Source organism: Pseudomonas sp. H3_A02 (assembly GCF_054671965.1).
In genome coordinates this window covers 6,285,783-6,311,561 of record NZ_CP162807.1, presented here as the reverse complement: position 1 = coordinate 6,311,561, position 25,779 = coordinate 6,285,783, and the positions used below count along the sequence as shown (strand labels likewise).

The window sequence follows — 25,779 nt, the reverse complement described above, 5'->3', positions numbered from 1 at the left end:
CTTGCATGCATAACAACAAGAAAGGTAATTCTAGATGAATGCGATTTCTCGCCTCGCTACTGTCATTTCTCTTGCTTCCCTGCTTCCCGTCGCAGCCTTCCCTGTCACCACGCTTGCCGCCGAATCCAAAGGTTCCGTGGAAGTCGTCCATTGGTGGACGTCGGGTGGTGAAAAAGCCGCGATCGATGTGCTCAAGGCCCAGGTAGAGAAAGACGGTTTTACCTGGAAGGACGGCGCTGTCGCCGGTGGTGGCGGTTCCACTGCCATGACCGTGCTCAAGAGCCGTGCGGTGGCCGGCAACCCACCGGGTGTCGCCCAGATCAAGGGCCCGGACATCCAGGAATGGGCGTCCACCGGCCTGCTCGACACCGACATCCTCAAGGACGTTGCCAAGGCCGAAAAGTGGGACAGCCTGCTCGACAAGAAAGTCTCCGATACCGTGAAGTACGAAGGTGACTACGTCGCCGTGCCGGTGAACATCCACCGCGTCAACTGGCTGTGGATCAACCCGGAAGTCTTCAAGAAGGCCGGCATCACCAAGAACCCGACCACCCTCGAAGAATTCTACGCAGCCGGCGACAAGCTCAAGGCCGCGGGCTTTATTCCGCTCGCCCACGGCGGCCAGCCTTGGCAGGACAGCACCGTGTTCGAAGCCGTGGTGCTTTCGGTGATGGGCGCTGATGGCTACAAGAAGGCCCTGGTCGACCTGGACAACAAGGCCCTGACCGGTCCGGAAATGGTCAAGGCGCTGACCGAGCTGAAGAAAGTCGCGACCTACATGGACGCCGACGGCAAGGGCCAGGACTGGAACCTGGAAGCGGCCAAGGTCATCAACGGCAAGGCCGGCATGCAGATCATGGGTGACTGGGCCAAGAGCGAGTGGACCGCAGCGAAGAAAGTCGCCGGCAAGGACTACGAGTGCGTGGCCTTCCCGGGCACCGACAAGGCCTTCACCTACAACATCGACTCCCTGGCGGTGTTCAAGCAGAAGGACAAGGGCACTGCGGCTGGCCAGCAGGATATCGCCAAGGTCGTGCTGGGTGAGAACTTCCAGAAAGTCTTCAGCATCAACAAGGGCTCGATCCCGGTGCGCAACGACATGCTGGGCGACATGGCCAAGTACGGTTTCGATTCCTGCGCCCAGACCGCTGCCAAGGACTTCCTGACGGACGCCAAGACCGGCGGCCTGCAACCGAGCATGGCGCACAACATGGCGACCACGCTGGCGGTACAGGGTGCGTTTTTCGATGTGGTGACCAATTACATCAACGACCCGAAAGCCGACCCGGCTGACGCAGCCAAGAAACTGGGTGCGGCGGTGCAGTCAGCGAAGTAATTAGCGCCGCGGTCCCTTTGTGGGAGCGAGCCTGTGGGAGCAAAGCTTGCTCGCGATGAACGATAACGCGGTCATTCGAAAGACCGAGGTGCCTTCATCGCGAGCAAGCTCAGCTCCCACGCAAGCTCGCTCCCACACAGGGAATGTTTTGTAGTCTTTTTCTCTTGTACTGGATCTTCCCATGAGTTCTGTTGCTGTGTTCAGCAAGGCCTCGCCGTTCGATGCATTGCAGCGCTGGCTCCCGAAACTGGTGCTGGCGCCGAGCATGTTCATCGTACTGGTGGGCTTCTATGGCTATATCTTGTGGACGTTCGTCCTGTCGTTCACCACCTCGACGTTCCTGCCGAACTACAAGTGGGCAGGCCTGGCGCAGTATGCGCGGCTGATGGACAACGACCGCTGGTGGGTGGCGAGCAAGAACCTGGCGCTGTTCGGCGGCCTGTTCATTGGTATCACCCTGGTGATCGGCGTGCTGCTGGCGGTGTTTCTCGACCAGCGCATTCGCCGCGAAGGTTTTATCCGCACCATTTACCTGTACCCGATGGCGCTGTCGATGATCGTCACCGGTACGGCCTGGAAATGGTTGCTCAACCCGGGCATGGGCCTGGACAAATTGTTGCGTGACTGGGGTTGGGAGGGCTTCCGCCTGGACTGGCTGATCGACCCGGACCGCGTGGTGTACTGCCTGGTGATCGCGGCGGTGTGGCAGGCTTCGGGGTTCATCATGGCGATGTTCCTGGCCGGCCTGCGGGGTGTCGATCAATCGATCATCCGTGCCGCGCAGATCGATGGCGCGAGCATGCCGCGCATCTACTGGAAAGTGGTACTGCCGAGCCTGCGTCCGGTGTTCTTCAGCGCCGTGATGATCCTGGCGCACATCGCGATCAAGAGCTTCGACCTGGTGGCGGCGATGACGGCCGGTGGCCCGGGTTATTCCTCCGACCTGCCGGCGATGTTCATGTATTCCTTCACCTTCAGTCGCGGCCAGATGGGCATGGGCTCGGCCAGTGCAATCCTGATGCTCGGTGCGATTCTCGCGATCATCGTGCCTTACCTGTACTCCGAGCTGAGGACCAAGCGTCATGACTAGTCTCGCTGCCAAACCTTCCATCAGCCTGAGTCGCATCGCGATCTACGCGGTGCTGATCCTCGCCGTAGTGCTTTACCTGGTGCCGTTGGTGGTCATGCTGTTGACCAGCTTCAAGACACCGGAAGACATCAGCACCGGCAACCTGCTGAGCTGGCCGACCGTGGTCAGCGGCATCGGTTGGGTCAAGGCCTGGGCCACGGTGGACGGCTACTTCTGGAACTCGATCAAGATCACCGTCCCGGCGGTGCTGATCTCCACCGCCATCGGTGCCTTGAACGGCTACGTGTTGTCGATGTGGCGCTTTCGCGGTTCGCAGTTGTTCTTCGGCCTGTTGCTGTTCGGCTGCTTCCTGCCGTTCCAGACCGTCCTGCTGCCGGCCTCGTTCACCCTCGGCAAGATGGGCCTGGCCAGTACCACCACGGGCCTGGTGTTCGTGCACGTGGTCTATGGCCTGGCGTTCACCACGCTGTTCTTCCGCAACTACTACGTGAGCATTCCCGATGCACTGGTGAAGGCGGCGCGACTGGACGGTGCGGGTTTCTTCACCATTTTCCGGCGGATCATCCTGCCGATGTCCACCCCTATCATCATGGTTTGCCTGATCTGGCAGTTCACGCAGATCTGGAACGACTTCCTGTTCGGCGTGGTGTTCTCCAGCGGTGATTCGCAACCCATCACCGTGGCGCTGAACAACTTGGTCAACACCAGTACCGGAGCCAAGGAATACAACGTGGACATGGCGGCGGCGATGATCGCCGGGCTGCCGACCCTGCTGGTCTATGTGGTCGCAGGCAAGTATTTCGTGCGCGGCCTGACGGCCGGCGCAGTCAAGGGGTAATCATGGCAACGCTTGAACTTCGCAACGTAAACAAGACCTATGGTGCCGGCCTGCCGGACACCCTGAAGAACATTGAGTTGTCGATCAAGGATGGTGAGTTCCTGATCCTCGTCGGACCTTCGGGCTGCGGCAAGTCGACGCTGATGAACTGCATCGCGGGCCTTGAGACCATCACTGGCGGCGCGATCATGATCGGTGACCAGGATGTCAGCGGCATGAGCCCGAAGGATCGCGACATCGCCATGGTGTTCCAGTCCTACGCGCTGTACCCGACCATGAGCGTGCGCGAGAACATCGAGTTCGGCCTGAAAATCCGCAAGATGAAACAGTCGGACATCGACGAAGAGGTCAATCGCGTGGCCAAGCTGCTGCAGATCGAGCACCTGCTCAATCGCAAGCCCGGCCAGCTTTCCGGCGGCCAGCAACAGCGCGTGGCCATGGGCCGGGCCTTGGCACGGCGGCCAAAGATCTACCTGTTCGACGAACCGCTGTCCAACCTCGACGCCAAGCTGCGGGTCGAGATGCGTACCGAAATGAAATTGATGCACCAGCGCCTGAAGACCACCACGGTCTACGTGACCCACGACCAGATCGAAGCCATGACCCTGGGCGACAAAGTGGCGGTGATGAAGGATGGGATCATCCAGCAGTTCGGCACGCCGAAAGACATCTACACCAACCCGGCCAACCTGTTCGTGGCGAGCTTCATCGGTTCGCCGCCGATGAACTTCATTCCGCTGCGCCTGCAACGCAAGGACGGTCGCCTGCTGGCGCTGCTCGACAGCGGCCAGGCCCGTTGCGAGCTGCCGCTGGGCATGCAGGACGCCGGCCTGGAAGACCGCGAAGTGATCCTCGGCCTGCGCCCGGAACAGATCGCGTTGGCCGGCAGCGAGCCTAATGGCCTGCCGACCATTCGTGCTGAAGTCCAGGTCACCGAGCCTACCGGGCCGGACACCCTGGTATTCGTCAACCTCAACGACACCAAGGTCTGCTGCCGCCTGGCACCGGACGTGGCACCGCAGCCCGGGGAAACCCTGACGCTGCAATTCGATCCGTCGAAAGTGCTGCTGTTCGACGCCCAGTCCGGCGAACGCCTGGGCGTGGCCGGCCAGCCGCAAGCTGACGCCCGGGGTGCCAACGTGGCGCAGTTCAAGGGCCGATGAGGGATCAATGTGGCAGCGGGCTTGTGGGAGCAAAGCTTGCTCGCGATGAACGATAACGCAGTCATTCGAAAGATCGAGGCGCTTTCATCGCGAGCAAGCACAGCTCCCACACAAACCCGCTCCCACAAGGGAGTATGCGGTGGATGGGGACATTCGCCGCAATCGTTGTAAACCGCGTTAGATAAAAACAGTTAATAACAATAAATAAAGACGAGGATGTAGGGATGAAAAAGAAAAACAACGCCCAGCTTATCTGCCAGTTGTCAGCCGTTGCGGCGATGATGCTGGCCGGTAGCGCACACGCTGCCGACGCGTTCAGCGCCGATTCGCAGTGGATGACGGGCGACTGGGGCGGTGAACGGACCAAGCTGATCGAGCAAGGTATCGATATCAAGGCTGACTTTGTCGGCGAGATGGGTGCCAACCTCCACGGCGGCTACAACGATGACAAGACCGCGCGCTGGTCTCAGCAGTTTGGCCTTGGGGTCGCGCTCGATCTGGAGAAACTGGCGGGCTGGGGCGATACCGAAGCCAAGATCCAGTTCACCCGCCGCGACGGTCGCAACATCTCCAACGACCGTATCGGTGATCCACGTGCCGGTACCCTCAGTTCTTCCCAGGAAGTCTGGGGTCGTGGGCAAACCACGCGTCTGACCCAGTTGTGGATCAAGCAGAAATACTTCGACAGCAAACTGGATGTCAAAGCCGGTTATTTCGGTGAGGGCGAAGACTTCAACACCTTCCCGTGCGAGTTCCAGAACCTGGCGTTCTGCGGTTCACAAGCGGGTAACTGGGCGACCGGTATCTGGTACAACTGGCCGATCATGCAGGCGGCGATTCGTGTCAAATACAACATCACGCCTGAGCTCTATGCGCAAATCGGTGCCTACAACCAGAACCCTTCGCAACTGGAAAACAAGAACCGCTACAAGCTCAGCGGCAGCGGCACCAAGGGTACCCTCATTCCGGTCGAGTTGGTCTGGTCACCCAAGATCAATAACCTGCCGGGCGAGTACCGTGTCGGTTACTACAAGAGCACGGCCAAGGCCGATGACGTCCGTGAGGACGACGATGGCAACGACGCCGCGACCACCCGCAACGCCTATCGCAGCCACAGCAGCAAGGACGGCTACTGGTTTGTCGCGCAACAACAGCTCACCACTCACAACGGTGATGCTTCTCGCGGTCTGAATATCGCGGCCAACGCCACCTTCCACGACAAGGAAACCAACATCGTCGACAACTACCAGTCGCTGATGTTCGTGTACAAGGGGCCGTTCGATGCGCGTCCTAAAGATGATGTCGGGATCGGTTTCTCCCGGATCCATGTCAACGAAGATGTGAAGAAAAACGCCGAGCTGGTCAACGTTGCCAATGGTGTCAGCGACTACGATGATCCGCTGTTCACGCCGTTGCGCAGCACCGAATACAACTACGAGATCAACTACGGTTTCCACGTGACCAACTGGCTGACTGTACGTCCCAACCTGCAATACATCACCCATCCAGGTGGCGTGGATGAAGTCGACAACGCGTTGGTGGCCGGCCTGAAAATTCAGTCGGTGTTCTAACGCTGTTGCGATAAGCTCCTCTCTATGTGCGCATATTTGCGGACGGCCAAGGCTGTCCGCTTTTTTTTGCGGAGTGCTCGGCTGGCGCAAAACCTGTGGCGAGGGGCCTGTGGGAGCAAGGCTTGCCCGCGATGAAGGCAACGCGGTCTCCCAGGGAAGCGAGGCGCTTTCATCGCGAGCAAGCTTTGCTCCCACAGCTCAATCGCCTGCCACAACAAGCGTTGCAAACAGATGAGCAACTCAATGATTTCCAGGACCGCGGCCCATGCATGAGCATCCGCTACAACGCTTTTTCAGATCCTTGCGCGAACGCCCGGTGTTCGCGTGGGAGCGCTATCGGCAGCGCGATGTGTTGGTGATCGATCACCCGTTGTGCCAGGCGGTGTTCAGCCGCCAGGGCGCGCAGTTGCTGCACTTTCAGCCGCGCGGCCAGAAGCCCTGGTTGTGGTGCGCGGCCAAATGGCCACACGTCGGCGCGATACGCGGCGGGGTGCCGGTGTGCTGGCCGTGGTATGGCCGCCATCCCAGCGAAAACGCCTGGCCGTGCCACGGTTGGGCGCGGTTGATCGATTGGAAACTGCTCGACAGCCGCAGTGACGACGAAGGTGTGCATTTGCACTGGCAACTGCAATTGTGCGACTGGCAAGTAGACCTGCATGCCGACCTGGGTGAGCGCATGGAACTGCGCTTGAGCACCGAGCACCAGGACAGCCTGCCGTGCCAGTTGAGCCAGGCCTTGCACGCCTATTGGCGCATCGGTGACGTCGGTGAGGTAGCGCTGTCTGGGCTCGAAGGTGCGCAAGGTTACGACCAGCTCAACCGTGAGGTTTGCCAGCAGGAAGGTGAGTTGCGGGTCGAGGGTGGCTGTCAGCGGGTGTTCCAGCACGAGGGTGAATTGCAGCTCAAGGATCACGCCTGGCAGCGCGAGCTGTGCATCGACACCGGCGACAGTGCTGACACCGTGGTGTGGCATCCCGGCGCCCGGCCATTGCTGGGGGTGAGTTGGGATGAGGTCAGTGAGTTTGTCTGTGTCGAAGCGGCCAGTGGCGGCACCGACAGTCTGTGCCTGGCGCCGGGGGAGCGGGCGCATTTGAGTTTGCAGGCGTGGGTGGGGGCTTAGCTCAGTATCTCTGATGTGGCGGCTGGCCCCTTCGCGAGCAAGCCCGCTCCCACATGGGGTTCGGGTTGTTCACAGAACTTGTGATCAACATAGACCTTGTGGGAGCGGGCTTGCTCGCGAAGACGGACTATCAGGCACTGAAGATTCTGGATCGAGTCAGTTGAACTCATCCCCCACCGGATACCGGCTGGCATTCAGGCTTTCCTTGATCTTGCGCAAATGCGGCTGGAAGTCCACGCCCCGCCGCAGGGTCATGCCGGTGGCGAGCACATCCAGAACGGTGAGTTGGATGATCCGCGAGGTCATCGGCATATAGATGTCGGTGTCTTCGGGCAGGGGAATGTTCAGGCTCAGGGTACTGGCCTTGGCCAGCGGCGAGCCTTCGGCGGTCAGGCCCAGTACCGACGCGCCGTTTTCCCGGGCGATGCGCGCCACTTCCACCAGCTCGCGGGTGCGGCCGGTGTAGGAAATGATCACGAACAGCTCGCCGGTGTGGGCCACTGACGCGATCATGCGCTGCATCAGCACATCGGCGTGAGCGGTCACCGCGAGGTTGAAGCGGAAAAATTTGTGCTGGGCATCCAGGGCCACCGGGGCGGAAGCACCGAGGCCGAAGAAGTGGATCTGCCGGGCCTGGATCAGCAGGTCCACGGCGCGACTGATCAAATTGGGATCAAGGGCCTGGCAGGCGCTGTCCAATGACGCAATGGCACTGCCAAAGATCTTGCGGGTATAGGCTTCCGGGTTGTCATCGGCTTCCACTGCGCGGCTGACATAAGCGGCGCCGCTGGCCAGGCTCTGGGCCAATTGCAGCTTGAGTTCCGGGTAACCGCTGACGCCGAACGAGCGGCAGAAACGGTTGACGGTCGGTTCGCTGACCGAAGCCGCCTGGGCGAGGGCGGCGATGCTGAAGCGGGTCGCCTGCTGCGGGTTGAGCAGGATGATCTCGGCCACCTTGCGTTCGGCCTTGTTCAGGTCTTCAAGGCGACTCTGGATCTGTTCCAGTAAGTTTCGCACGCGGTCCATACAAGATTCCTAGGAAGACGGGTCTTTGATACGACCCTTTGCGGTGGCCTATCCTACTGATGGCTCCGACGGACCACCACTCGGAATCGGTATTTTCGAAAAATGTTGTGGTTATTACTACATTTTTCCTTGAGTGATACCTTGAAAAAAGGTATTTGTAGTTTAACTTGATAAAAGAACAAACATCATGCCTTCGATTACGGTTGAACCGTGCACCTTTGCCTTGTTCGGCGCGTTGGGCGATCTGGCCTTGCGCAAGCTTTTTCCTGCCCTGTATCAGCTCGATGGCGCCCAATTGCTGCACGAGGACACGCGGATCATCGCGTTGGCCCGTGAGCCCGGCGGCGAGCAGCAGCACCTGGCATTCATCGCCGCCGAGCTGCGCCGTTATGTCGGCGAAAAAGACCTGGACGAAGCCGTACTCGAGCGTTTCCTGGCCCGTTTGACCTACCTGCACGTGGATTTCCTCAAGGCCGACGATTATGTCGCCCTGGCCGAAGCGGCCGGTTCGGCCCAGCAGGTCATTGCCTATTTCGCCACCCCGGCGGCGGTGTATGGGGCGATCTGCGAGAACCTGGCGAAGGTCGGCTTGAGCGAGAATACCCGGGTGGTGCTGGAGAAGCCCATTGGCTCGGACCTGGAGTCGTCGCGCAAGGTCAACGATGCCGTGGCGCAGTTCTTCCCGGAAAACCGCACCTATCGCATCGACCATTACCTGGGCAAAGAGACGGTCCAGAACCTGATTGCGCTGCGGTTCGCCAACAGCCTGTTCGAAACCCAGTGGAACCAGAACTACATTTCCCACGTGGAAATCACCGTGGCCGAGAAAGTCGGTATCGAAGGCCGCTGGGGCTATTTCGACAAGGCCGGCCAACTGCGGGACATGATCCAGAACCACCTGCTGCAGCTGCTGTGCCTGATCGCCATGGACCCTCCGGCCGACTTGTCCGCCGACAGTATCCGCGACGAGAAGGTCAAGGTGCTCAAGGCCCTCGCGCCGATCAGCCCGGAAGGCTTGACCACCCAGGTGGTGCGTGGCCAGTACATCGCCGGCCACAGCGAGGGCAAGTCGGTGCCTGGCTACCTCGAAGAACCCAATTCCAACACCCAGAGCGACACCGAGACGTTCGTCGCCCTGCGCGCTGACATCCGCAACTGGCGTTGGGCCGGGGTGCCGTTTTACCTGCGTACCGGCAAACGCATGCCGCAGAAGCTGTCGCAGATCGTCATCCACTTCAAGGAACCGTCCCACTACATCTTCGCGCCCGAGCAGCGTTTGCAGATCAGCAACAAGCTGATCATCCGCCTGCAACCGGACGAAGGGATTTCCCTGCGAGTGATGACCAAGGAGCAGGGCCTGGACAAGGGCATGCAATTGCGCAGCGGTCCGCTGCAACTCAACTTCTCCGACACCTATCGCAGCGCACGGATTCCCGATGCCTACGAGCGGTTGTTGCTGGAAGTCATGAACGGCAATCAGAACCTGTTTGTTCGTAAAGATGAAATTGAAGCCGCGTGGACGTGGTGTGACCAGTTGATCGCCGGGTGGAAAAAGTCCGGCGATGCGCCCAAGCCGTATGCGGCGGGGTCCTGGGGGCCGATGAGCTCCATTGCACTGATCACGCGGGATGGGAGGTCATGGTATGGCGATATCTGAAGTGAAACTGCCGCAGGGCGTCAGCGCCCACGAATTCAAGAACCCGGTGCTGCTGGCCGAAGGCCTGGCGCTGAACGTGGCCGAGCAGTTGCGCAAGGCGATCGATGCGCGCGGCACGGCGACCCTGGTGGTCTCCGGTGGCCGCAGCCCGGTGGCGTTTTTCCAGCACCTGGCCAAGCAGGCGCTGGACTGGTCCAAGGTGGTGGTCAGCCTGGCCGACGAGCGCTGGGTACCGGTTGAACACGCCGACAGCAACGCCGGTTTGCTCAAGCGTTACCTGTTGCAGGGCGCCGCGGCCAAGGCCCAGTTCCTGAGCCTCTACAGCGCCAGCGCGCACCTGGAAGCGGCTGCCGAGCAGGCCGATCGCTTGCTGGCCGAACTGCCGCCCATCGACGTACTGGTATTGGGCATGGGCGATGACGGGCACACCGCCTCGCTGTTCCCGGACAGTCCGAACCTGGCCCAAGCCCTGGACGCCAACGGCACTCGTCGTTGCTGGCCGATGCTGGCGCCGACCGTGCCGCACCAGCGCTTGACCATGAGTCGCGCCTTGCTGGCCTCGGCGCAACACAAAGTGCTGTCGATTTCCGGTCAGTCGAAATTGACCACCCTGAACGCCGCGGTGGCGGGTGACGATGTCGCCGAAATGCCGATCCGCGCGTTTTTGCAACCTACGTTAGAGATTTACTGGTGCCCATGAACCAAGGATCAGCCGCTATGACAAACCCATCCCCGACCGTTTCCATGGCGGACAAAGTTGCCCTGATCGACAGCCTCTGCGCCAAGGCGCGGATCCTGCCGGTGATCACCATCGCCCGCGAACAGGACATCCTGCCGCTGGCCGATGCCCTGGCCGCCGGTGGCCTGACGGCGCTGGAAGTGACGTTGCGTTCCCAGTACGGTCTCAAGGCCATCCAGATTCTGCGCGAGCAGCGTCCGGAATTGGTGACCGGCGCCGGCACGGTGCTCGACCGCCACATGCTGGACGCCGCCGAGGCAGCCGGTTCGCAGTTCATCGTCACCCCGGGCATCACCCGCGACCTGCTCGAAGCCAGCGTCTATAGCTCTATCCCGTTGCTGCCAGGCATCAGCAACGCCTCGGGCATCATGGAAGGCTACGGCCTGGGCTATCGCCGCTTCAAACTGTTCCCGGCCGAAGTCAGCGGCGGTGTCGCGGCCATCAAGGCCTTGGGCGGCCCGTTCGGCGAAGTGAAATTCTGCCCGACCGGCGGCGTGAGCCCAGCCAACATCAAGAGCTACATGGCGTTGAAAAACGTGATGTGCGTGGGCGGAAGCTGGATGCTTGATCCGGAGTGGATCAAGAACGGCGACTGGGCCCGCATTCAGGAATGCACCGCCGAGGCCTTGGCGCTGCTGGACTGATTGTTTTACCGAACCTCGTTGGGTGTTCTACGGTTTTACGGTGCGCTTGGTCGGCGCACCGTTTTTTTTTGCCTGGACTTTTACGCCGGCACAGATTTCCTGTGGCGAGGGAGCAAGCTCCCTCGCCACAGGAAATCTAGGTACGGCTTAGTGTAATCAGCGCCTGGGTCAACCGCTCGATATCACTCGCCAAGGTAATCAACCCAGGGGTAATGCGGATGCATGGCCCGACGCTGGTATGGCGCACCACCGTGAAGATTCCATGCTCAGTGAGCAGTCGATCGGCCATCGCCTGTTGATCGGCGTGAGCGGTGAAGCGCATCGACGTGATGCCGCAATAGAGACGCCGGTCATCCGGGGTCATCACTTCGATGCCTGGCACATCGCGCACGGCCTTCACCCACAGGTCGCGCAGGTAACACAGGCGCGCGCCTTTGGCCAAGGCGCCGCCCAGGCTGCGGTGTTCTTCGAAGACCAGGGGCAGGGTGAGCAAGGCAGGGATGTTCGGCGTGCTATGGGGCGTGCGCGAGCGGACGTCGGTGGCGGGGTAGCTGTCTTCGTCCATGTCCGGGTCGATGTCGGCCAACCGCTGCGGGGCGATGTACAGGAAGCCCTGGGAGAGGGGGCCACCGATCCACTTCTGCAGGTTGAACCCGGCAAATTCGATCCCGAGTTTCTTCAGGTCGAAATCGATCTGGCCCAGGGCGTGGGCACCGTCGAGGATGATATCGACGGCAAACTCCCGGGCGTTCTCGGCAATGGCCTGGACCGGCATCACCAGCCCGGTGAGGTGGTTGACGTAGGTCAGCGCCATCAGCTTGAGACGAGGGTAGCGAATGAACGCTTCGCGATAAGTGCCCACCAGGCTTTCGAAACTGGCGGGGTGCTGGTGGACGATTTCGATCACTTCCACGCCACGCCGGCGGGCCAGCCAGCGCATCGCGCTTTTGACCGAGGCATATTCCACGTCACAGATCAGCACTTGATCGCCCGGCTTGAGGCCGTTGTAGTTGCGAATCAAGGTTTGCAGGGCGTCCACCGCGCTGTTGGCCAACGTCACGCTCTGGGGTGAGGCGTGGATCAGTTGGGCCACCTGTCGCCGAATGGCTTCTCCGTGTTCCTGGTCGAACTGCTGGCGCACGTACACGGAGTTGCCGCGGTTGATGAATTCGATGTTGCGCTGGTATTCCTCCACCACGGTGCGGGACATGCGTCCGAAGTAGCCGTTTTCCAGATTGAGTGGCCCGGCGGGATCGATGTCGTAGCGGTCGACAAAGGTTTTCCAGAAAGCTTCGTCGTGGGCACGCAGCGTGTTTTCGGGCATGGCGGGTCTCAGTCAGTCAATGGCGAGGTTTGGGCAGGCCATGTTTGGCGCGCAGCGGGTCCAGCAAGTCGGACAAACCGTTGTGGTCGATTTCCTGCATCAACGCCAGCAAACCGCCCAGTTCACCCTTGGGAAAGCCCTCACGGGCGAACCAGTTCAGGTATTGACCCGGCAGGTCGGCGAGGATTCGGCCTTTGTATTTACCGAAGGGCATTTGACGCGTGACGAGCAATTCGAGCTTTTCCGGATTCATGGCAATCGTCTTGATTCAAACCTGTCTCGAAAATACAGGCATTCTGCATGCAGGCCAAATGACAGATCATGCAAATAGCGCGGATACAGATTTCAGTGGGTTTGTTAAGTAATTGATTTTTAAATAATTTTATTGGAGTTGATGGCTGGCATGGCCGATGCAATATCCCTTGCAGGTTTTCTATTCACCCGCAAAGGAACTGAAAAATGACTGACATCAACAAAGAATCCATCTCCGTCTTGAACGACCTGATCGAGACCAGCAAGGATGGCCAGGAAGGGTTCAAGACCTGCGCTGAAGACATCAAGCATCCGGAACTCAAGTCGCTGTTCGTCCAGCGTGCCGCCGATTGCGCAGCCGCTGCGGCTGAACTGCAAGCTGCGGTTCGCGCCCTCGGTGGTGATCCGGAAACTTCCACCAGCGTCGCCGGTGACATGCACCGTCGCTGGGTGGACGTGAAAGCCATGTTCACCGGTAAGGACGAAGAAGCGGTGCTCAACGAAGCCGAGCGCGGTGAAGACCATGCGCTCAAGGCCTATAAGGAAGCGCTGGAAAAAATCAGCAAGCATAATCTGGTCGGCATTCGTGACCTGGTTGAGCGCCAGTACCACGGTGTGCAACGCAACCATGACCAGGTCAAGGCGCTGCGTAACCAGGCACGTGCCCAGAGTTAAAAAGACGCAGCCAACACCGCCGAAAAAAACGCCAGCTTGCCTGGCGTTTTTTGTGGGGGCGACTCAAATTTAAGGTGAGCACTGTTGTGGCGAGGGGATTTATCCCCGCTGGATTGCGAAGCAACCCCCTATATCCGGGCTGACACGACGCAGTAATACCGATGGGACTGGGGCTGCTGTGCAGCCCAGCGGGGATAGATCCCCTCGCCACAAGGTCGGGTCGAGGCATTTCAACTCAGCGCCAGACAGAAACAGTGTTTGTTAAATCCATCAATAATCACCTCTGGACTCTAATAGGTAGCTAGCTAATAATTGCATCGCCTATCCCCCCGCATTGCATCTATTGTTACTGGCATCCCCCAAAGAGTTTTTCGCGTGCCCATTACCTTCCAGGCCTTGTTCGCCCCTGATCGCCTCGCTCTGCAGTTCGCCATCAAGACCGTGCTTGGCGCCGGGCTGGCGTTGTGGCTGGCGTTGCGCTGGGGGTTGGAGCAGCCGTCATGGGCGTTGATGACGGCGATCATCGTCGCCCAACCACTGTCCGGGATGGTGGTGCAGAAGGGGTTGGCGCGATTGGTCGGCACGTTGGTGGGCACCGTCATGTCGGTGGTGTTCATGGGCCTGTTTGCCCAGGCGCCCTGGTTGTTCCTGCTGGCCCTGGCGCTCTGGCTGGGCCTGTGCACGGCCTGTTCGACGCTGTTGCGCAGTGCCTGGTCGTATTCATTCGTGTTGGCCGGCTACACGGTGGCGATCATTGCCCTGCCGGCCCTTTCCCATCCGCTGGGGGTGTTTGATCAAGCGGTGGCACGCTGCACCGAGATCAGCCTGGGCATCGTCTGCGCCACGGCAGCCAGTGCCTTGCTTTGGCCGTTGCGGGTCGAGCGGCAATTGGCCGGGCAGGCCCTGGCTGCCTGGCAAAGCGGCATGCAGGCTGCCCGTGCGACCCTGGCGGGCGATGCCCAGGCCCGTAAAGGGTTGCTGGAAATCCTGGGCAGGATTGTCGCGGTGGATGCCCAGCGCGAACATGCCTGGTTCGAAGGCAGCCGTGGTCGACAGCGGGCCCGGGCCATCAGCGGCTTGAGCCAGAAATTGCTGATGTTGCTGCGTCTTTCGCGCTCGGTGCGTCGGCAGTGGAAACAGCTCGACCCTGAAGAGGCTCAGGCCCTCCAGCCGTGGATGAACGAGGTGCAACAAGCCCTCGACGCCGACAGTGCGACCCTGCAAGCCTTGCGTCCCCGGGTATGGGATGCGTCCCACGACCCGCAGTTCAGCGCGGCGCAAAGTTATTGCCTGGCGCGTTTCGCTCTGTTGCTCGACACCGCCCTGGCCGCCTGCGCAGCCTTGACGGCGGTACAGGAGGGCAGGGAGGCAGCGGATCCACCGCGAACCCTGGCGCCTCATCGTGATCTGTCCCTGGCGATAGTCTTCGGCGCACGCAGTGCCCTGGCGTTCCTGGTAGTTGCCTGTTTCTGGCTGGCAACCGCCTGGCCCGCCGCATCGGGCGCGATGCTACTGACGTGCGTGGTGTGCAGCTTGTTTGCCAGTCGTGAAAACGGCGCGCAGATCGGCATGAGTTTTCTGCGGGGCATCTTTTTGGCCGTGCCGACGGCGTTCGTGATCGGCGAGCTCGTGCTACCGCAATGGAGCAGTTTCGCGATGCTGTGCCTGGCCATGGGGGTGCCGTTGTTTTTCGGGGCATTGGGCATGGCCAAGCCGCAGATCTTCGCCACGGCGACGTCGTTCTGCCTGCATTTCGTGGTGCTGATATCGCCACTCAACACCATGAAGTACGACGTCGCGGCGTTCTTCAACAACGCCCAGGCCATGATGATTGGCGTGGGCGCGGCGGTGCTGGCCTTCAATCTGCTGATTTTGCGCAACCCGGCCTGGCACAGCCGCCGCCTGCTGGCCGCGACCCTTCACGACCTGGTGCGTCTGACCCATCGCCGCCTGCAGGGTGCCGAGAGCTGGTTCGGCGGGCGCATGGCCGACCGGCTGTTGCAGTTGGCCAGGCATTACCCTGAACTGCCGGTGCAGGCGCGTAGCCGTTGGGATGATGGCTTGCTGGGCCTGGACATTGGCGATGAGCTGTTGCATTTGCGCCTGAGCCTGGCCGTCGCCCAAGTGCCCGATACCCGGGCGCAGCGACGTTATTTCGAAGCGCTGGAGCAGGTGCTCGAACGCGGTCCTGCCGGCGACCAGGCCGATGCGCTGGCCCCGGCGAGCGCCGAGTTCCTGAACGTGTTGTCGACCCAGCCGCCCGGCGATGCACTGAAGCTGGCCCAGGGCGCGGTGGTGCAATTGCAAAACAGCTGGCGCGCCTGGTGCCGCCAGCACGAACCTGAACGACGGGAGCACAGCCATGGGCTTGCGTGAGTGGTCGATTGGCGGGGTGTTGCTCAGCCCGTTCCTGATTTATGTGGTGCTGGCATTGCTGGTGACCGGCGCGCTGCGCCTGTTGCTCAGCCTGGTGCCGGCCGGGCGCTGGATCTGGCATGAAGCCTTGTTCGACTGCGCCCTGTATGTCTGTGTCCTGACTGTTATTACCGTGGCCCTCGGGCCGCTATAGGAGTTGAACATGCGTACTTCCGTACGTGTCGCCGTCACGCTGTGCATGGTGGCTGTGGCGATCTTCGCCGGCTTTCACCTGTGGCAGTACTACATGCTCACGCCCTGGACCCGTGATGCGCGGATCCGCGCCGACGTGGTGGTGATCGCCCCCGATGTGTCGGGTTGGGTGCGCGAGCTCAAGGCGGTGGATAACCAGCAGGTCAAGGCCGGCGATCTATTGCTGAGCATCGACCGCGAGCGTTTCGAGGCGGCGGTGGAGAAGGCCCGGGCCGTGGTCCAGACACGCCAGCAGCAACTGAGCCTGCGCGAACACGAAGCCAGTCGCCGCGCCGCCCTGGGGCCCCAGGCCATCAGTGCCGAACTGCGGGAAAACGCCCAGATCAACGCCGGCATCGCCCGCGGCGAACTGCGCGAAGCCCAGGCCGAGGCCAAGGTCGCCGAGCTCAACCTGGCCCGCAGCCAGGTCCTGGCCCCGCGCAGCGGCCATATCACCAACCTGCGCCTGGCCGAAGGCAACTACGTGAATGCCGGGCAGCCGGTGATGGCGCTGATCGACGACTCGACCTTCTATGTGCAGGCCTATTTCGAAGAAACCAAATTGCCCAGGATTCGTGTGGGCGATCCGGTCAAGGTCTGGCTAATGAGCGCCGGCCATGCCCTGGAGGGGCACGTGGAAAGCATCAGCCGCGGCATTACCGACCGCAACACCAACCCCGATGCGCAGTTGCTGGCGGAGGTGGAGCCGACCTTCAACTGGGTGCGCCTGGCCCAGCGGATCCCGGTGCGGATCAAGTTGGACAAGGTGCCGGAGGGGGTAAACCTGAGCGCCGGGATGACGGCGAGTGTGCAGGTGCGTGAAGACCAACCATAAATGTGGGAGCAAGGCTTGCCCGCGATGAAGATGACTCGGTCTCTCAGGGAACCGAGGCGCCTGCATCGCGAGCAAGCTTTGCTCCCACACAGTGGCTCGCCACAGGTCATTCGCTTTAGAGGGTGGTAATCAACCGACAGTGATCGCCGGCAGCGTCGGCAACGTCACGGTCTGCTGCTTGCGCGGGGCGAGGATCTCGGCTTCGCCGTCCACCACCAGTTCGTCGCGTTGGTTGAACACCCGCGTAGCAATACGCACGCGAAACTTCGGCAGTTTTTCCAGGATTTCCAGGCGTACGGTCAAGGTGTCGCCGATTTTCACCGGCTTCTGGAAGCTCATCTGCTGGCCGATATAGATGGTGCCCGGCCCAGGCAACTCGCACGCCACCGCCGCGCTGATCAGCGCCCCGCTGAACATGCCGTGGGCGATGCGCTCCTTGAACATGCTCGCCGCGGCGAATTCGGCGTCCAGGTGCACCGGGTTGTGATCGCCCGACATTGCCGCGAACAGCTGGATGTCGCGTTCCTCGACGGTCTTGCTGTAGCTGGCGGTCTGGCCGATTTCGAGGGCTTCGTAAGGGGTGTTGGTAACCTGGGTCATCTGTTTCAGATCCTGTGGAGTAAAGGAAAACGCTGCAAGCCTACTCGCTGCGTGGCGGCCGCTTGTGGTTCAAGGCCTGGGCAATCCAGGCCAACATGTCGGCGGTCACTTCATCGCGGTTGGTTTCATTGAACAATTCGTGCCGGGCCTGCGGGTAGATCGTCAATTGCAGGTGTTGGCTGCCGGCGTCGCGCAGGGCGTCGGCCAGATCCTTCAGACGCTTGCCTTCGCTCACCGGATCACATTCGCCGCCGATGACCAGCAAGGGCAGGCCCGGATCGATCTGGGCGAGATTGGACGCTTTGCTGATTTGCTGCAAGCCGCCGAGCAGGTCGACCCACAGTTGATTGGTGCAGCGAAAGCCGCACAGCGGGTCGTGGACATATTTGTCGACTTCGGCCGGATCGCGACTGAGCCAGTCGAAAGGGGTACGCGTGGGTTTGAATTTCTTGTTGAAACTGCCGAACGACAGCCACTCGATCAAGGCACTGCGCCCCTTCGCACCCTGGCGCCGACGTTCGAAGCGGGCGATCAGGCGAGCGCTGCGGTAGAGCGTCAGCGGCTGAAAGTTCGAACCGCTGAGTATCGCCCCGTGCAGGCTGGCGCTGTGATGCAGCAGGTAACCTTGGGCGATGTAGCTGCCCATGCTGTGGCCCAGCAGCAGAATGGGTGTATCAGGATGTTGCTGGACGATGTGGTGATTGAGGCTGGCCAGGTCGCCCACGACCTTGGCCCAGCCATCCTCGTCGGCGAAGTGGCCGAGAATCGCCTCCTCGCCGGTCTTGCCATGGCCGCGCAGGTCCAGCGCGTAGACACCGTAGCCTTCGTCGCACAGCGCCTGGGCCAGGCGCGCGTAGCGGCCGCTGTGTTCGGCCATGCCGTGGGCCAGCATGACCACCGCCAACGGGGCGGTGTCGGGCAGCCATTGGTTGACGAACAGGCGGCTGTGGTCGGTCGCGGTCAGCCAGAATGTTTGGTGGATCATGGCGATTCCTTTACACAGGGGCATGTGCAGCGTCGCTGCATTGTATAGCGCATCCGTTGCGTCTCGCCTGAGCCAAGGCAGGAAGATTCACACAATCTATGACGCAGGTTGCCATATTTGCCTGATTGGCCATAGCTGCTAGTGTCCCAGGAGCTCCGCCTCTGCAAGCGATACAGACGCGGCCCGGATATGCTCAGGTAAAGAGGACAAAAACAATGCAGCCTGATTTCTGGAATGACAAACGCCCGGCCGGCGTGCCCCTGGATGTCGACCTCGGGGCCTACAAGTCGGTGATCGAGGTGTTCGAGCGTTCCTGCAAGAAATTCGCCGACCGCCCGGCGTTCAGCAACATGGGAGTGACCCTCACCTATGCCGAACTCGAGCGCTACAGCGCAGCCTTCGCCGGTTACCTGCAAACCCATACCGACTTGGCGCCGGGTGATCGTATCGCGGTGCAGATGCCCAACGTCCTGCAGTACCCGATCGCCGTGTTCGGTGCCTTGCGCGCCGGGCTGGTCGTGGTCAACACCAACCCGTTGTACACCGCGCGGGAAATGCGCCATCAGTTCAAGGACTCCGGTGCCCGGGCGCTGGTGTACCTGAACATGTTCGGGCAGAAAGTCCAGGAGGTGTTGCCCGATACGGACCTGCAGTATTTGATCGAAGCGAAGATGGGCGACCTGATGCCCACCGCCAAGGGTTGGCTGGTCAACACGATGGTGAGCAAGGTCAAGAAAATGGTCCCGGCCTATTCGCTGCCCCAGGCCATTTCCTTCAAAAGCGCCTTGCGCCTGGGACGTGGCCAGGGCATCAAGCCACTGAAAGTCAGCCTTGACGACATTGCCGTGTTGCAATACACCGGCGGCACCACCGGGCTGGCGAAGGGCGCGATGCTGACCCACGGCAACCTGGTGGCCAACATGCAACAGGCCCGAGCCTGCCTGGGGCAGCTCGGCGATGACGGCCATCCATTGCTGCGCGAAGGCCAGGAGGTCATGATCGCGCCACTGCCGCTGTACCATATCTATGCATTCACGGCGAACTGCATGTGCATGATGGTGACCGGCAACCACAACGTGCTGATCACCAATCCGCGGGACATCGGCGGCTTCATCAAGGAACTGAAGAACTGGCGTTTCTCGTTGCTGCTGGGGCTCAACACGCTGTTCGTGGCGTTGATGGACCACCCGGATTTCAAGACCCTGGATTTTTCCCACCTCAAGGTCACCAATTCCGGCGGCACCGCGTTGATCAAGGCCACGGCTGAACGCTGGGAGCAGATCACCGGTTGCGGCATTACCGAGGGGTATGGCCTGACCGAAACCTCGCCGGTGGCGAGCGCCAATCCTTATGGCGGCAAATCCCGGCTGGGCACGGTGGGGATGCCGGTGCCGGGCACGCTGATGAAAGTGATCGACGACGAGGGCGTCGAGCAGCCCTTGGGCGAGCGCGGCGAGCTGTGCATCAAGGGCCCGCAGATCATGAAAGGCTACTGGAACAAGCCTGAGGCCACGGCTGAAGTGCTGGACAGCGAGGGCTGGTTCAAGTCCGGTGATATTGCGGTGATCGACCCGGATGGGTTCGTGCGCATCGTCGACCGCAAGAAGGACATGATCATCGTCTCGGGTTTCAATGTGTACCCCAACGAGATCGAAGACGTGGTGATGGCCCATCCCAAGGTGGCCAACTGCGCGGTGATCGGCGTGCCGGACGAGCGTTCAGGAGAGGCGGTGAAGTTGTTCGTGGTGGCCCGGGAAAGCGGGGTCAGCCTTGAAGAACTCAAGGCCTACTGCAAGGAGAACTTCACCGGCTACAAGATTCCCAAGCACATCGTGCTGCGGGACTCGTTGCCGATGACACCGGTGGGCAAGATCCTGCGGCGGGAGCTGCGGGAGATCGCCTGAGGTTAGAGAAGACCCTAGAAACCCTGTGGGAGCGAGCTTGCTCGCGATAGCGGTAGGTCAGTCACAGAGATGTTGGCCGATACACCGCCATCGCGAGCAAGCTCGCTCCCACAGTTTCTTGTGTATTCAGAGCGTTTCAGTGGGATTTTGAATTTTTACTCTAAAAATGACCATTGAATATTCATGAGTCATGTTTATGACTGTGGGGGTTGTTTTTGGCTCTAGGCGACCCTCGGCAAAGCTGCTACTCTCGGCGCGCTTTTGTGACTTCTCGGCCTTGATTCAAGCCAGATTCACCAATAAACACACACCAATAATAATCGCATCAAATGCGGTGAGAATTCGCGTTGCTGAGGAGTGGGCTTCCATGATCGAAGACTTTTGGAAGGATAAGTACCCAGCTGGGATTGCTGCCGACATCAATCCAGACGAGTATCCGAATATTCAGGCGGTGTTGAAGCAGTCCTGCCAACGCTTTGCCAACAAGCCGGCGTTCAGCAACCTCGGCAAGACGATCACCTACGGTGAGCTCTACGAGTTGTCCGGAGCGTTTGCCGCGTACCTGCAACAGCATACCGATTTGCAGCCGGGCGATCGAATCGCCGTGCAGTTGCCCAACGTTCTCCAGTACCCGGTGGCCGTGTTCGGTGCGATCCGTGCCGGGCTGATCGTGGTCAACACCAACCCGTTGTACACCGCGCGGGAAATGGAGCACCAGTTCAACGACTCCGGTGCCAAGGCGCTGGTGTGCCTGGCGAACATGGCGCATCTGGCCGAAACCGTGGTGCCGAAGACGGGCGTCAAGCATGTCATCGTCACCGAAGTCGCCGACCTGCTGCCACCGCTCAAGCGCCTGTTGATCAACAGCGTGATCAAGTACGTCAAGAAGATGGTGCCGGCCTATCACTTGCCCAAGGCCGTCAAGTTCAACGACGTGCTGAGCAAAGGCCACGGCCAGCCAGTGAACGAAGCCAACCCCACCAGCGACGATGTGGCCGTGCTGCAATACACCGGCGGCACCACCGGCGTGGCCAAGGGCGCGATGCTCAGCCACCGCAACCTGGTGGCGAACATGCTGCAGTGCAAGGCGCTGATGGGCTCCAACCTCAATGAGGGTTGTGAGGTGCTGATCACGCCGCTGCCGCTGTACCACATCTATGCCTTCACCTTTCATTGCATGGCGATGATGCTGATCGGCAACCACAACATCCTGATCAGCAACCCGCGCGATCTTTCGGCGATGGTCAAGGAACTGTCGAAGTGGAAGTTCAGCGGTTTCGTCGGCCTCAATACGCTGTTCGTGGCCCTGTGCAACAACGAAGCCTTCCGCAAGCTGGACTTCTCGGCGCTGAAAGTCACCCTGTCTGGCGGCATGGCCCTGCAACTGGCCGCGGCCGAGCGTTGGAAAGCGGTGACCGGCTGCCCGATCTGCGAAGGTTATGGCATGACCGAAACCAGTCCGGTGGCCACCGTCAACCCGATCCAGAAAATCCAGGTCGGTACCATCGGCATTCCAGTGCCGTCGACGCTGTGCAAGGTGATCAATGATGCGGGCGTCGAACAGCCCTTGGGCGAAATCGGCGAGTTGTGCGTGAAAGGTCCGCAGGTGATGAAGGGCTACTGGCAGCGCCAGGAAGCCACCGACGAGATCCTCGACAGCGAAGGTTGGCTCAAGACCGGTGACATCGCGCTGATCCAGCCGGACGGTTACATGCGCATCGTCGATCGCAAGAAGGACATGATCCTGATCTCCGGTTTCAACGTGTACCCCAACGAGCTGGAAGATGTGCTGGCCACCCTGCCGGGCGTGCTGCAATGCGCGGCCATCGGCATACCGGACGAGAAGTCTGGCGAGGCGATCAAGATCTTCATCGTCGCGCGGCCGGGTGTCACCTTGACCAAGGAACAGGTGATGGAACACATGCGTGCCAACGTCACCGGCTACAAGGTGCCGAAGGCCGTGGAATTCCGCGATGCCTTGCCGACCACCAACGTGGGCAAGATTTTGCGGCGCGAATTGCGGGATGAAGAACTCAGGAAGCTGGGTGTGAAGAAGTAAGACCATTGCCAATGAAAAGCCCCGCGGATGCGGGGCTTTTCATTGCGCGGCAATAACTGGGGCGTGGAAGCTTTTGTGGCGAGGGAGCTTGCTCCCGCTGGGCTGCGCAGCAGCCCCCTCCTATCAAGCTGACACACCGCAAGGGGTCGCTGCGCGTCCAGCGGGAGCAAGCTCCCTCGCCACAAAGGCTCCTCTGCTAACAGGTCAGGCCTACAACCTGAACTGCGCAAAATCCAGATTGGTGCCACCCGGGCGCATGTCCTGAAGATAGGAGTCCTTGTCAGCGCTCAATTCCAGGCTCAGGGCTGCCTTGCGTTTGCCCTGGTTGCGCACTTCCAGGCCTTCCATTTTTTCCCGCAGGAACACGGTCGGCACCTTCAGGTGCAGCAGCTCATCGGTGGTCGGCGTGTGCAGCAGCAGGTGGATCCATTCGTACTGACCGATGGCCAGGCGCGCCACCGGAATATCGAACCAGAAGATATTGCGGTTGCGGTTCAATTCGCTGAAGTGGCAGTTGTTGACGCCCAGTACGGCGCCGCCCAGTTCCTGGTTTCTGCGGGCGATGGCCTGCTTTTTATCGAGTTTCATAACGTTCCTACGAGATTGGAGCTTCAGGCCGCAGCCTGAATACGTGGGGCATTCTCGGGGGTGGATCGGCAAACATAAAGCGCAACCTGCATCTGACGATGAAATGCGCTGCTGAAAAATGAAACTCCCCGCAAATAGCCTCGGTCAACCCTTATGTAATGACTTTTCGTACAGTTGTTCACAGGAGAGACGTCATGGGTAGCACGAGCGATAAAGTGAAGGGCGTTGCCAACGAAGCCGTCGGCAACATCAAGCAAGGCGTTGGCAAGGCCACCGACAATGACCGCATGCGCGCCGAGGGCGTGGTACAGGAGAAAAAAGGTGAGGCCCAGCAAACCGTGGGCAAGGCCAAGGATGCAGTCAAGAAAGGCGTTGACGAGGCATAACCGGCCTGTTGAAAAAGCGATTGGAACGGCCATCCGTGGGTGGCCGTTTTCATGTCGGCTCGAACTTGCACGGGGGAAATTGTTCCAAAGTCGCCAAACAGGTTACTTTTGTCTTGGATAGCAACCCCGTGAGTCGCCAGGCGACCTTCCTTTTTTGCGGCGAAAGGAGACGCACATGATGTTCCCGGCCTTGAAAGGCTTGCCCTTGCATCGTGTGATGATGCGCACCGTGACCGAGTTTCTCGACGACGAGATGTCGACCTACGCCTCGGCATTGGCCTACCAGATGCTGTTTTCGCTGTTTCCGTTCATTCTCTTTCTGATCGCGTTGATCGGCTTCCTGCACCTGCCGGACTTCTTCTCGTGGCTGCGCCTGCAATCGGAACTGGTGCTGCCGCCCCAGGCCCTGGAGCAGGTCAACCCGGTGATCGACCAACTCCAGCAATCCAAGGGCGGCTTGTTGTCGGTAGGTATCGTCATTGCCTTGTGGACCGCTTCGGCGGGCGTGCGGCTGATGATGAGCGCGATGAACGCCGCCTACGACGTCGTGGAAGGTCGTCCGGCCTGGAAGCGCTTTCCGCTGTCGATCTTCTACACCGTCGGCATCGCCGGCATGCTGCTGGCCGCCGCGGCGCTGATGGTGCTCGGGCCGCAGGTGATGGGCTGGATTGCGGCCCAGGTCGGCTTGGAAGAGTTCATCGTCACGCTCTGGACGATCGTGCGCTGGCCGGTGATCGTGATCTTGCTGATGGTCGCCGTGGCGCTGATCTATTACGTGATGCCCGACGTCAAGCAGGAGTTTCGCTTCATCACGCCGGGGTCGGTGCTGGCGGTGGTGGTCTGGATCATCGCCTCCCTGGGCTTCGCGTTTTACGTCAAGACCTTTGCCAACTACAACGCCATGTATGGCAGCATCGGCGCGATCATCGTGTTGTTGCTGTATTTCTATATTTCTGCGGCAGTGTTGTTGCTCGGCGCGGAGATGAATGCGGTGATCGAGCACATGTCCACCGAGGGCAAGGACCCCGGCGAAAAGAGCCCGGGCGAGCACGAAAAACAGCACGTGTCGGGCCTGGGCCGCGACCATTCCATTCCTCTCACCCACCCTGACGAAGCCCGACCATGATCCGTGACATCCTGAAAATGGGCGATGAACGCCTGCTGCGCATCGCCCCGCCGGTGCCCGTCGAAATGTTCGACAGCCCAGAGTTGTGGCAATTGATCGACGACATGTTCCAGACCATGGAAAGCGTTGGCGGTGTCGGTCTGGCGGCGCCGCAGATCGGTGTCGACCTGCAACTGGTGATCTTCGGCTTCGAGCACAGCGAGCGTTACCCCGACGCCGAGGCTGTGCCCCAGACCATCCTGATCAACCCGCTGATCACCCCCCTGGGCCCGCAGATGGAAGAGGGCTTCGAAGGTTGCCTGTCGGTGCCGGGCCTGCGCGGTGCGGTCGAGCGCTACCAGCACATCCGCTACGAAGGCTTCGATCCCAAGGGCGAGCCGATCGTGCGTTATGCGTCGGGCTTTCATGCGCGGGTGGTGCAGCATGAATGCGATCACCTGATCGGGCGCTTGTACCCGTCGCGCATCACGGATTTCAGTAAGTTCGGGTTTACCGAGGTGATGTTTCCCGATCTAGATCCGACTGCAGACGATTGACACCCCACCACCAAACCCTGTGGGAGCGAGCTTGCTCGCGATGGCGTCAGGTCAATTGCATCCATGTGGCTGACACACCGCAATCGCGAGCAAGCTCGCTCCCACAGTGGGCTGCGTTGATCTCAGGGTTTTGTGGGCACCAACCCCATCGCAATCATCGGCTTGCTACGCGCATACCGGCTCAGACGCTCAGCCATCGCATAGGGCAGTTCAGGATTGAAGCTGAAACCGCGCCGCTCATAAAAACCACGCAAGTCCGGGTGGCAGAACAGCCACACAGGCTCGTCCACGTCTTTCACCGCCTCGGCGATCAACCGCGCTGCAACGCCCTGTACGCGGTACGCCGGGTCGACGAACAACCCGGTCAACCAATGCCCGCCCGACACCGGCCGCAGGCACAGGGCGGCGACGATCTCATCGCGCCGCGCCACCCAAAGCTGCGCGTCACGCACGGCTTTCATCGAGGATTGATGGGCGCGATAGAACTTGTTCATCAGCGGCCAAAGCGATGCTTCGAGCGCGGCGTAATGGATTTCAGGCATGGCAGGATCGTGGGCGATAAGAGGAGGGCGATTATAAAAGAACGCGAGTGCGGCGATAGGTGTATACCTGACTTCACATCCCGTATGACTGGAGTACGTATCATGGCCAAAGGCATGGATTCAAAAAAAGCGGCAAAGAAAAAACCGGCGAAGACTGCCGATGAAAAGCGCGCCGA

General features: G+C 60.5%; 25 protein-coding genes. 18 read left to right on the top strand and 7 right to left on the bottom strand.

All coding sequences use genetic code 11. The features are described 5' to 3' along the window. Window positions 1-34: 34 nt before the first annotated feature. The 6 genes from AB4N80_RS27755 (at window position 35) to AB4N80_RS27730 (ending at window position 7,118) form a co-directional block, all read left to right on the top strand. Window positions 35-1,336 (top strand): ABC transporter substrate-binding protein, encoded by a 1,302-nt coding sequence (locus AB4N80_RS27755; protein ID WP_122566844.1) that lies wholly within the window; start codon window positions 35-37, stop codon window positions 1,334-1,336. Between the two features lie 181 nt (window positions 1,337-1,517). Further along, the gene (locus AB4N80_RS27750) at window positions 1,518-2,426 is read left to right on the top strand and encodes a carbohydrate ABC transporter permease (protein ID WP_003198535.1); all 909 of its coding nucleotides are present in this window, start codon (window positions 1,518-1,520) and stop codon (window positions 2,424-2,426) included. Beyond that, window positions 2,419-3,264 carry a carbohydrate ABC transporter permease gene (locus AB4N80_RS27745; RefSeq protein ID WP_053182577.1) on the top strand — a complete coding sequence of 282 codons (846 nt, stop codon included), beginning with the start codon at window positions 2,419-2,421 and terminating at the stop codon, window positions 3,262-3,264. The genes AB4N80_RS27750 and AB4N80_RS27745 overlap by 8 nt, the downstream gene beginning before the upstream one ends. A gap of 2 nt (window positions 3,265-3,266) precedes the next feature. Continuing rightward, window positions 3,267-4,427: an ABC transporter ATP-binding protein gene (locus tag AB4N80_RS27740; protein WP_122566843.1), complete on the top strand. Its 1,161-nt coding sequence runs from the start codon at window positions 3,267-3,269 to the stop codon at window positions 4,425-4,427. A 224-nt stretch (window positions 4,428-4,651) separates the two neighbouring features. Next, a complete protein-coding gene (locus tag AB4N80_RS27735) occupies window positions 4,652-5,998 on the top strand; it encodes a carbohydrate porin (protein ID WP_122566842.1) in 1,347 nt (448 codons plus the stop codon). A gap of 265 nt (window positions 5,999-6,263) precedes the next feature. Next, complete coding sequence (locus AB4N80_RS27730; protein ID WP_122566841.1) at window positions 6,264-7,118, top strand: D-hexose-6-phosphate mutarotase; 855 nt, start codon at window positions 6,264-6,266, stop codon at window positions 7,116-7,118. 156 nt (window positions 7,119-7,274) lie between these two features. On the opposite strand, the gene AB4N80_RS27725 is transcribed toward AB4N80_RS27730, so the two are convergent. Next, on the bottom strand, window positions 7,275-8,135 hold the full coding sequence (locus AB4N80_RS27725; protein WP_170842276.1) for a MurR/RpiR family transcriptional regulator: 861 nt from the start codon (window positions 8,133-8,135) through the stop codon (window positions 7,275-7,277). Window positions 8,136-8,331: 196 nt separating this feature from the next. On the opposite strand from AB4N80_RS27725, the gene zwf reads away from it, so the two are divergent. Genes zwf through AB4N80_RS27710 form a run of 3 tightly spaced genes read left to right on the top strand, consistent with a single transcriptional unit; the run spans window position 8,332 to window position 11,184 of the window. Beyond that, window positions 8,332-9,801: a glucose-6-phosphate dehydrogenase gene (zwf, locus tag AB4N80_RS27720; RefSeq protein ID WP_092203908.1), complete on the top strand. Its 1,470-nt coding sequence runs from the start codon at window positions 8,332-8,334 to the stop codon at window positions 9,799-9,801. Beyond that, window positions 9,788-10,501 (top strand): 6-phosphogluconolactonase, encoded by a 714-nt coding sequence (gene pgl, locus AB4N80_RS27715; RefSeq protein WP_122566840.1) that lies wholly within the window; start codon window positions 9,788-9,790, stop codon window positions 10,499-10,501. Before zwf ends, pgl begins: the two co-directional genes overlap by 14 nt. A gap of 17 nt (window positions 10,502-10,518) precedes the next feature. Further along, window positions 10,519-11,184, top strand: coding sequence for a bifunctional 4-hydroxy-2-oxoglutarate aldolase/2-dehydro-3-deoxy-phosphogluconate aldolase (locus AB4N80_RS27710; protein ID WP_122566839.1), 666 nt, complete (start codon window positions 10,519-10,521; stop codon window positions 11,182-11,184). A gap of 136 nt (window positions 11,185-11,320) precedes the next feature. Here the strand turns inward: AB4N80_RS27710 and AB4N80_RS27705 are convergent, their stop codons facing one another. After that, window positions 11,321-12,508, bottom strand: a complete 1,188-nt coding sequence (locus AB4N80_RS27705) for an aminotransferase class V-fold PLP-dependent enzyme (protein WP_460079897.1) — start codon at window positions 12,506-12,508, stop codon at window positions 11,321-11,323. A 16-nt stretch (window positions 12,509-12,524) separates the two neighbouring features. After that, the gene (locus AB4N80_RS27700) at window positions 12,525-12,761 is read right to left on the bottom strand and encodes a DUF3820 family protein (protein ID WP_053119117.1); all 237 of its coding nucleotides are present in this window, start codon (window positions 12,759-12,761) and stop codon (window positions 12,525-12,527) included. A 206-nt stretch (window positions 12,762-12,967) separates the two neighbouring features. On the opposite strand from AB4N80_RS27700, the gene AB4N80_RS27695 reads away from it, so the two are divergent. The 4 genes from AB4N80_RS27695 to AB4N80_RS27680 all read left to right on the top strand — a co-directional run bounded on the left by AB4N80_RS27695 (window position 12,968) and on the right by AB4N80_RS27680 (window position 16,877). Next, the gene (locus AB4N80_RS27695; protein WP_122566836.1) at window positions 12,968-13,435 is read left to right on the top strand and encodes a PA2169 family four-helix-bundle protein; all 468 of its coding nucleotides are present in this window, start codon (window positions 12,968-12,970) and stop codon (window positions 13,433-13,435) included. Window positions 13,436-13,810: 375 nt separating this feature from the next. Then, window positions 13,811-15,811 (top strand): FUSC family protein, encoded by a 2,001-nt coding sequence (locus AB4N80_RS27690; RefSeq protein ID WP_122566835.1) that lies wholly within the window; start codon window positions 13,811-13,813, stop codon window positions 15,809-15,811. Beyond that, entirely contained in the window at window positions 15,798-16,004 is a 207-nt protein-coding gene (locus tag AB4N80_RS27685; protein ID WP_122566834.1) for a DUF1656 domain-containing protein, read from the top strand. Before AB4N80_RS27690 ends, AB4N80_RS27685 begins: the two co-directional genes overlap by 14 nt. Window positions 16,005-16,013: 9 nt before the next feature. Then, on the top strand, window positions 16,014-16,877 hold the full coding sequence (locus AB4N80_RS27680) for an efflux RND transporter periplasmic adaptor subunit (protein WP_305482889.1): 864 nt from the start codon (window positions 16,014-16,016) through the stop codon (window positions 16,875-16,877). A gap of 129 nt (window positions 16,878-17,006) precedes the next feature. Here the strand turns inward: AB4N80_RS27680 and AB4N80_RS27675 are convergent, their stop codons facing one another. Both AB4N80_RS27675 and AB4N80_RS27670 read right to left on the bottom strand, forming a co-directional pair. Continuing rightward, the gene (locus AB4N80_RS27675; RefSeq protein WP_014336929.1) at window positions 17,007-17,477 is read right to left on the bottom strand and encodes a MaoC family dehydratase; all 471 of its coding nucleotides are present in this window, start codon (window positions 17,475-17,477) and stop codon (window positions 17,007-17,009) included. A 40-nt stretch (window positions 17,478-17,517) separates the two neighbouring features. Continuing rightward, window positions 17,518-18,462: an alpha/beta hydrolase gene (locus AB4N80_RS27670; RefSeq protein ID WP_460079891.1), complete on the bottom strand. Its 945-nt coding sequence runs from the start codon at window positions 18,460-18,462 to the stop codon at window positions 17,518-17,520. Window positions 18,463-18,677: 215 nt separating this feature from the next. Here AB4N80_RS27670 and fadD2 point away from each other — a divergent pair, with 215 nt between their 5' ends. After that, entirely contained in the window at window positions 18,678-20,366 is a 1,689-nt protein-coding gene (gene fadD2 / locus AB4N80_RS27665) for a long-chain-fatty-acid--CoA ligase FadD2 (protein WP_122566830.1), read from the top strand. 367 nt (window positions 20,367-20,733) lie between these two features. After that, complete coding sequence (gene fadD1, locus AB4N80_RS27660; RefSeq protein ID WP_122566829.1) at window positions 20,734-22,425, top strand: long-chain-fatty-acid--CoA ligase FadD1; 1,692 nt, start codon at window positions 20,734-20,736, stop codon at window positions 22,423-22,425. A gap of 210 nt (window positions 22,426-22,635) precedes the next feature. On the opposite strand, the gene AB4N80_RS27655 is transcribed toward fadD1, so the two are convergent. Then, on the bottom strand, window positions 22,636-23,013 hold the full coding sequence (locus AB4N80_RS27655; RefSeq protein ID WP_122566828.1) for a hypothetical protein: 378 nt from the start codon (window positions 23,011-23,013) through the stop codon (window positions 22,636-22,638). Window positions 23,014-23,207: 194 nt separating this feature from the next. Here AB4N80_RS27655 and AB4N80_RS27650 point away from each other — a divergent pair, with 194 nt between their 5' ends. The 3 genes from AB4N80_RS27650 to def all read left to right on the top strand — a co-directional run bounded on the left by AB4N80_RS27650 (window position 23,208) and on the right by def (window position 25,061). Further along, entirely contained in the window at window positions 23,208-23,399 is a 192-nt protein-coding gene (locus tag AB4N80_RS27650) for a CsbD family protein (protein ID WP_058545733.1), read from the top strand. Window positions 23,400-23,574: 175 nt separating this feature from the next. After that, window positions 23,575-24,525 carry a YihY/virulence factor BrkB family protein gene (locus tag AB4N80_RS27645; RefSeq protein WP_122566827.1) on the top strand — a complete coding sequence of 317 codons (951 nt, stop codon included), beginning with the start codon at window positions 23,575-23,577 and terminating at the stop codon, window positions 24,523-24,525. Next, window positions 24,522-25,061 (top strand): peptide deformylase, encoded by a 540-nt coding sequence (def, locus tag AB4N80_RS27640; RefSeq protein ID WP_122566826.1) that lies wholly within the window; start codon window positions 24,522-24,524, stop codon window positions 25,059-25,061. Before AB4N80_RS27645 ends, def begins: the two co-directional genes overlap by 4 nt. 122 nt (window positions 25,062-25,183) lie before the next feature. On the opposite strand, the gene AB4N80_RS27635 is transcribed toward def, so the two are convergent. Continuing rightward, window positions 25,184-25,603: a GNAT family N-acetyltransferase gene (locus AB4N80_RS27635; RefSeq protein ID WP_305470044.1), complete on the bottom strand. Its 420-nt coding sequence runs from the start codon at window positions 25,601-25,603 to the stop codon at window positions 25,184-25,186. Window positions 25,604-25,779: the final 176 nt, after the last annotated feature.

Coding starts and splice junctions, on each gene's coding strand:
- AB4N80_RS27675 (WP_014336929.1), bottom strand. CDS start 17,477: ATGACCCAGGTTACCAACACCCCTTACGAAGCCCTCGAAATCGGCCAG.
- AB4N80_RS27745 (WP_053182577.1), top strand. CDS start 2,419: ATGACTAGTCTCGCTGCCAAACCTTCCATCAGCCTGAGTCGCATCGCG.
- fadD2 (WP_122566830.1), top strand. CDS start 18,678: ATGCAGCCTGATTTCTGGAATGACAAACGCCCGGCCGGCGTGCCCCTG.
- AB4N80_RS27645 (WP_122566827.1), top strand. CDS start 23,575: ATGATGTTCCCGGCCTTGAAAGGCTTGCCCTTGCATCGTGTGATGATG.
- AB4N80_RS27700 (WP_053119117.1), bottom strand. CDS start 12,761: ATGAATCCGGAAAAGCTCGAATTGCTCGTCACGCGTCAAATGCCCTTC.
- AB4N80_RS27740 (WP_122566843.1), top strand. CDS start 3,267: ATGGCAACGCTTGAACTTCGCAACGTAAACAAGACCTATGGTGCCGGC.
- def (WP_122566826.1), top strand. CDS start 24,522: ATGATCCGTGACATCCTGAAAATGGGCGATGAACGCCTGCTGCGCATC.
- AB4N80_RS27650 (WP_058545733.1), top strand. CDS start 23,208: ATGGGTAGCACGAGCGATAAAGTGAAGGGCGTTGCCAACGAAGCCGTC.
- AB4N80_RS27635 (WP_305470044.1), bottom strand. CDS start 25,603: ATGCCTGAAATCCATTACGCCGCGCTCGAAGCATCGCTTTGGCCGCTG.
- AB4N80_RS27710 (WP_122566839.1), top strand. CDS start 10,519: ATGACAAACCCATCCCCGACCGTTTCCATGGCGGACAAAGTTGCCCTG.
- zwf (WP_092203908.1), top strand. CDS start 8,332: ATGCCTTCGATTACGGTTGAACCGTGCACCTTTGCCTTGTTCGGCGCG.
- AB4N80_RS27695 (WP_122566836.1), top strand. CDS start 12,968: ATGACTGACATCAACAAAGAATCCATCTCCGTCTTGAACGACCTGATC.
- AB4N80_RS27730 (WP_122566841.1), top strand. CDS start 6,264: ATGCATGAGCATCCGCTACAACGCTTTTTCAGATCCTTGCGCGAACGC.
- fadD1 (WP_122566829.1), top strand. CDS start 20,734: ATGATCGAAGACTTTTGGAAGGATAAGTACCCAGCTGGGATTGCTGCC.
- AB4N80_RS27735 (WP_122566842.1), top strand. CDS start 4,652: ATGAAAAAGAAAAACAACGCCCAGCTTATCTGCCAGTTGTCAGCCGTT.
- AB4N80_RS27755 (WP_122566844.1), top strand. CDS start 35: ATGAATGCGATTTCTCGCCTCGCTACTGTCATTTCTCTTGCTTCCCTG.
- AB4N80_RS27685 (WP_122566834.1), top strand. CDS start 15,798: ATGGGCTTGCGTGAGTGGTCGATTGGCGGGGTGTTGCTCAGCCCGTTC.
- AB4N80_RS27680 (WP_305482889.1), top strand. CDS start 16,014: ATGCGTACTTCCGTACGTGTCGCCGTCACGCTGTGCATGGTGGCTGTG.
- AB4N80_RS27670 (WP_460079891.1), bottom strand. CDS start 18,462: ATGATCCACCAAACATTCTGGCTGACCGCGACCGACCACAGCCGCCTG.
- AB4N80_RS27750 (WP_003198535.1), top strand. CDS start 1,518: ATGAGTTCTGTTGCTGTGTTCAGCAAGGCCTCGCCGTTCGATGCATTG.
- pgl (WP_122566840.1), top strand. CDS start 9,788: ATGGCGATATCTGAAGTGAAACTGCCGCAGGGCGTCAGCGCCCACGAA.
- AB4N80_RS27655 (WP_122566828.1), bottom strand. CDS start 23,013: ATGAAACTCGATAAAAAGCAGGCCATCGCCCGCAGAAACCAGGAACTG.
- AB4N80_RS27705 (WP_460079897.1), bottom strand. CDS start 12,508: ATGCCCGAAAACACGCTGCGTGCCCACGACGAAGCTTTCTGGAAAACC.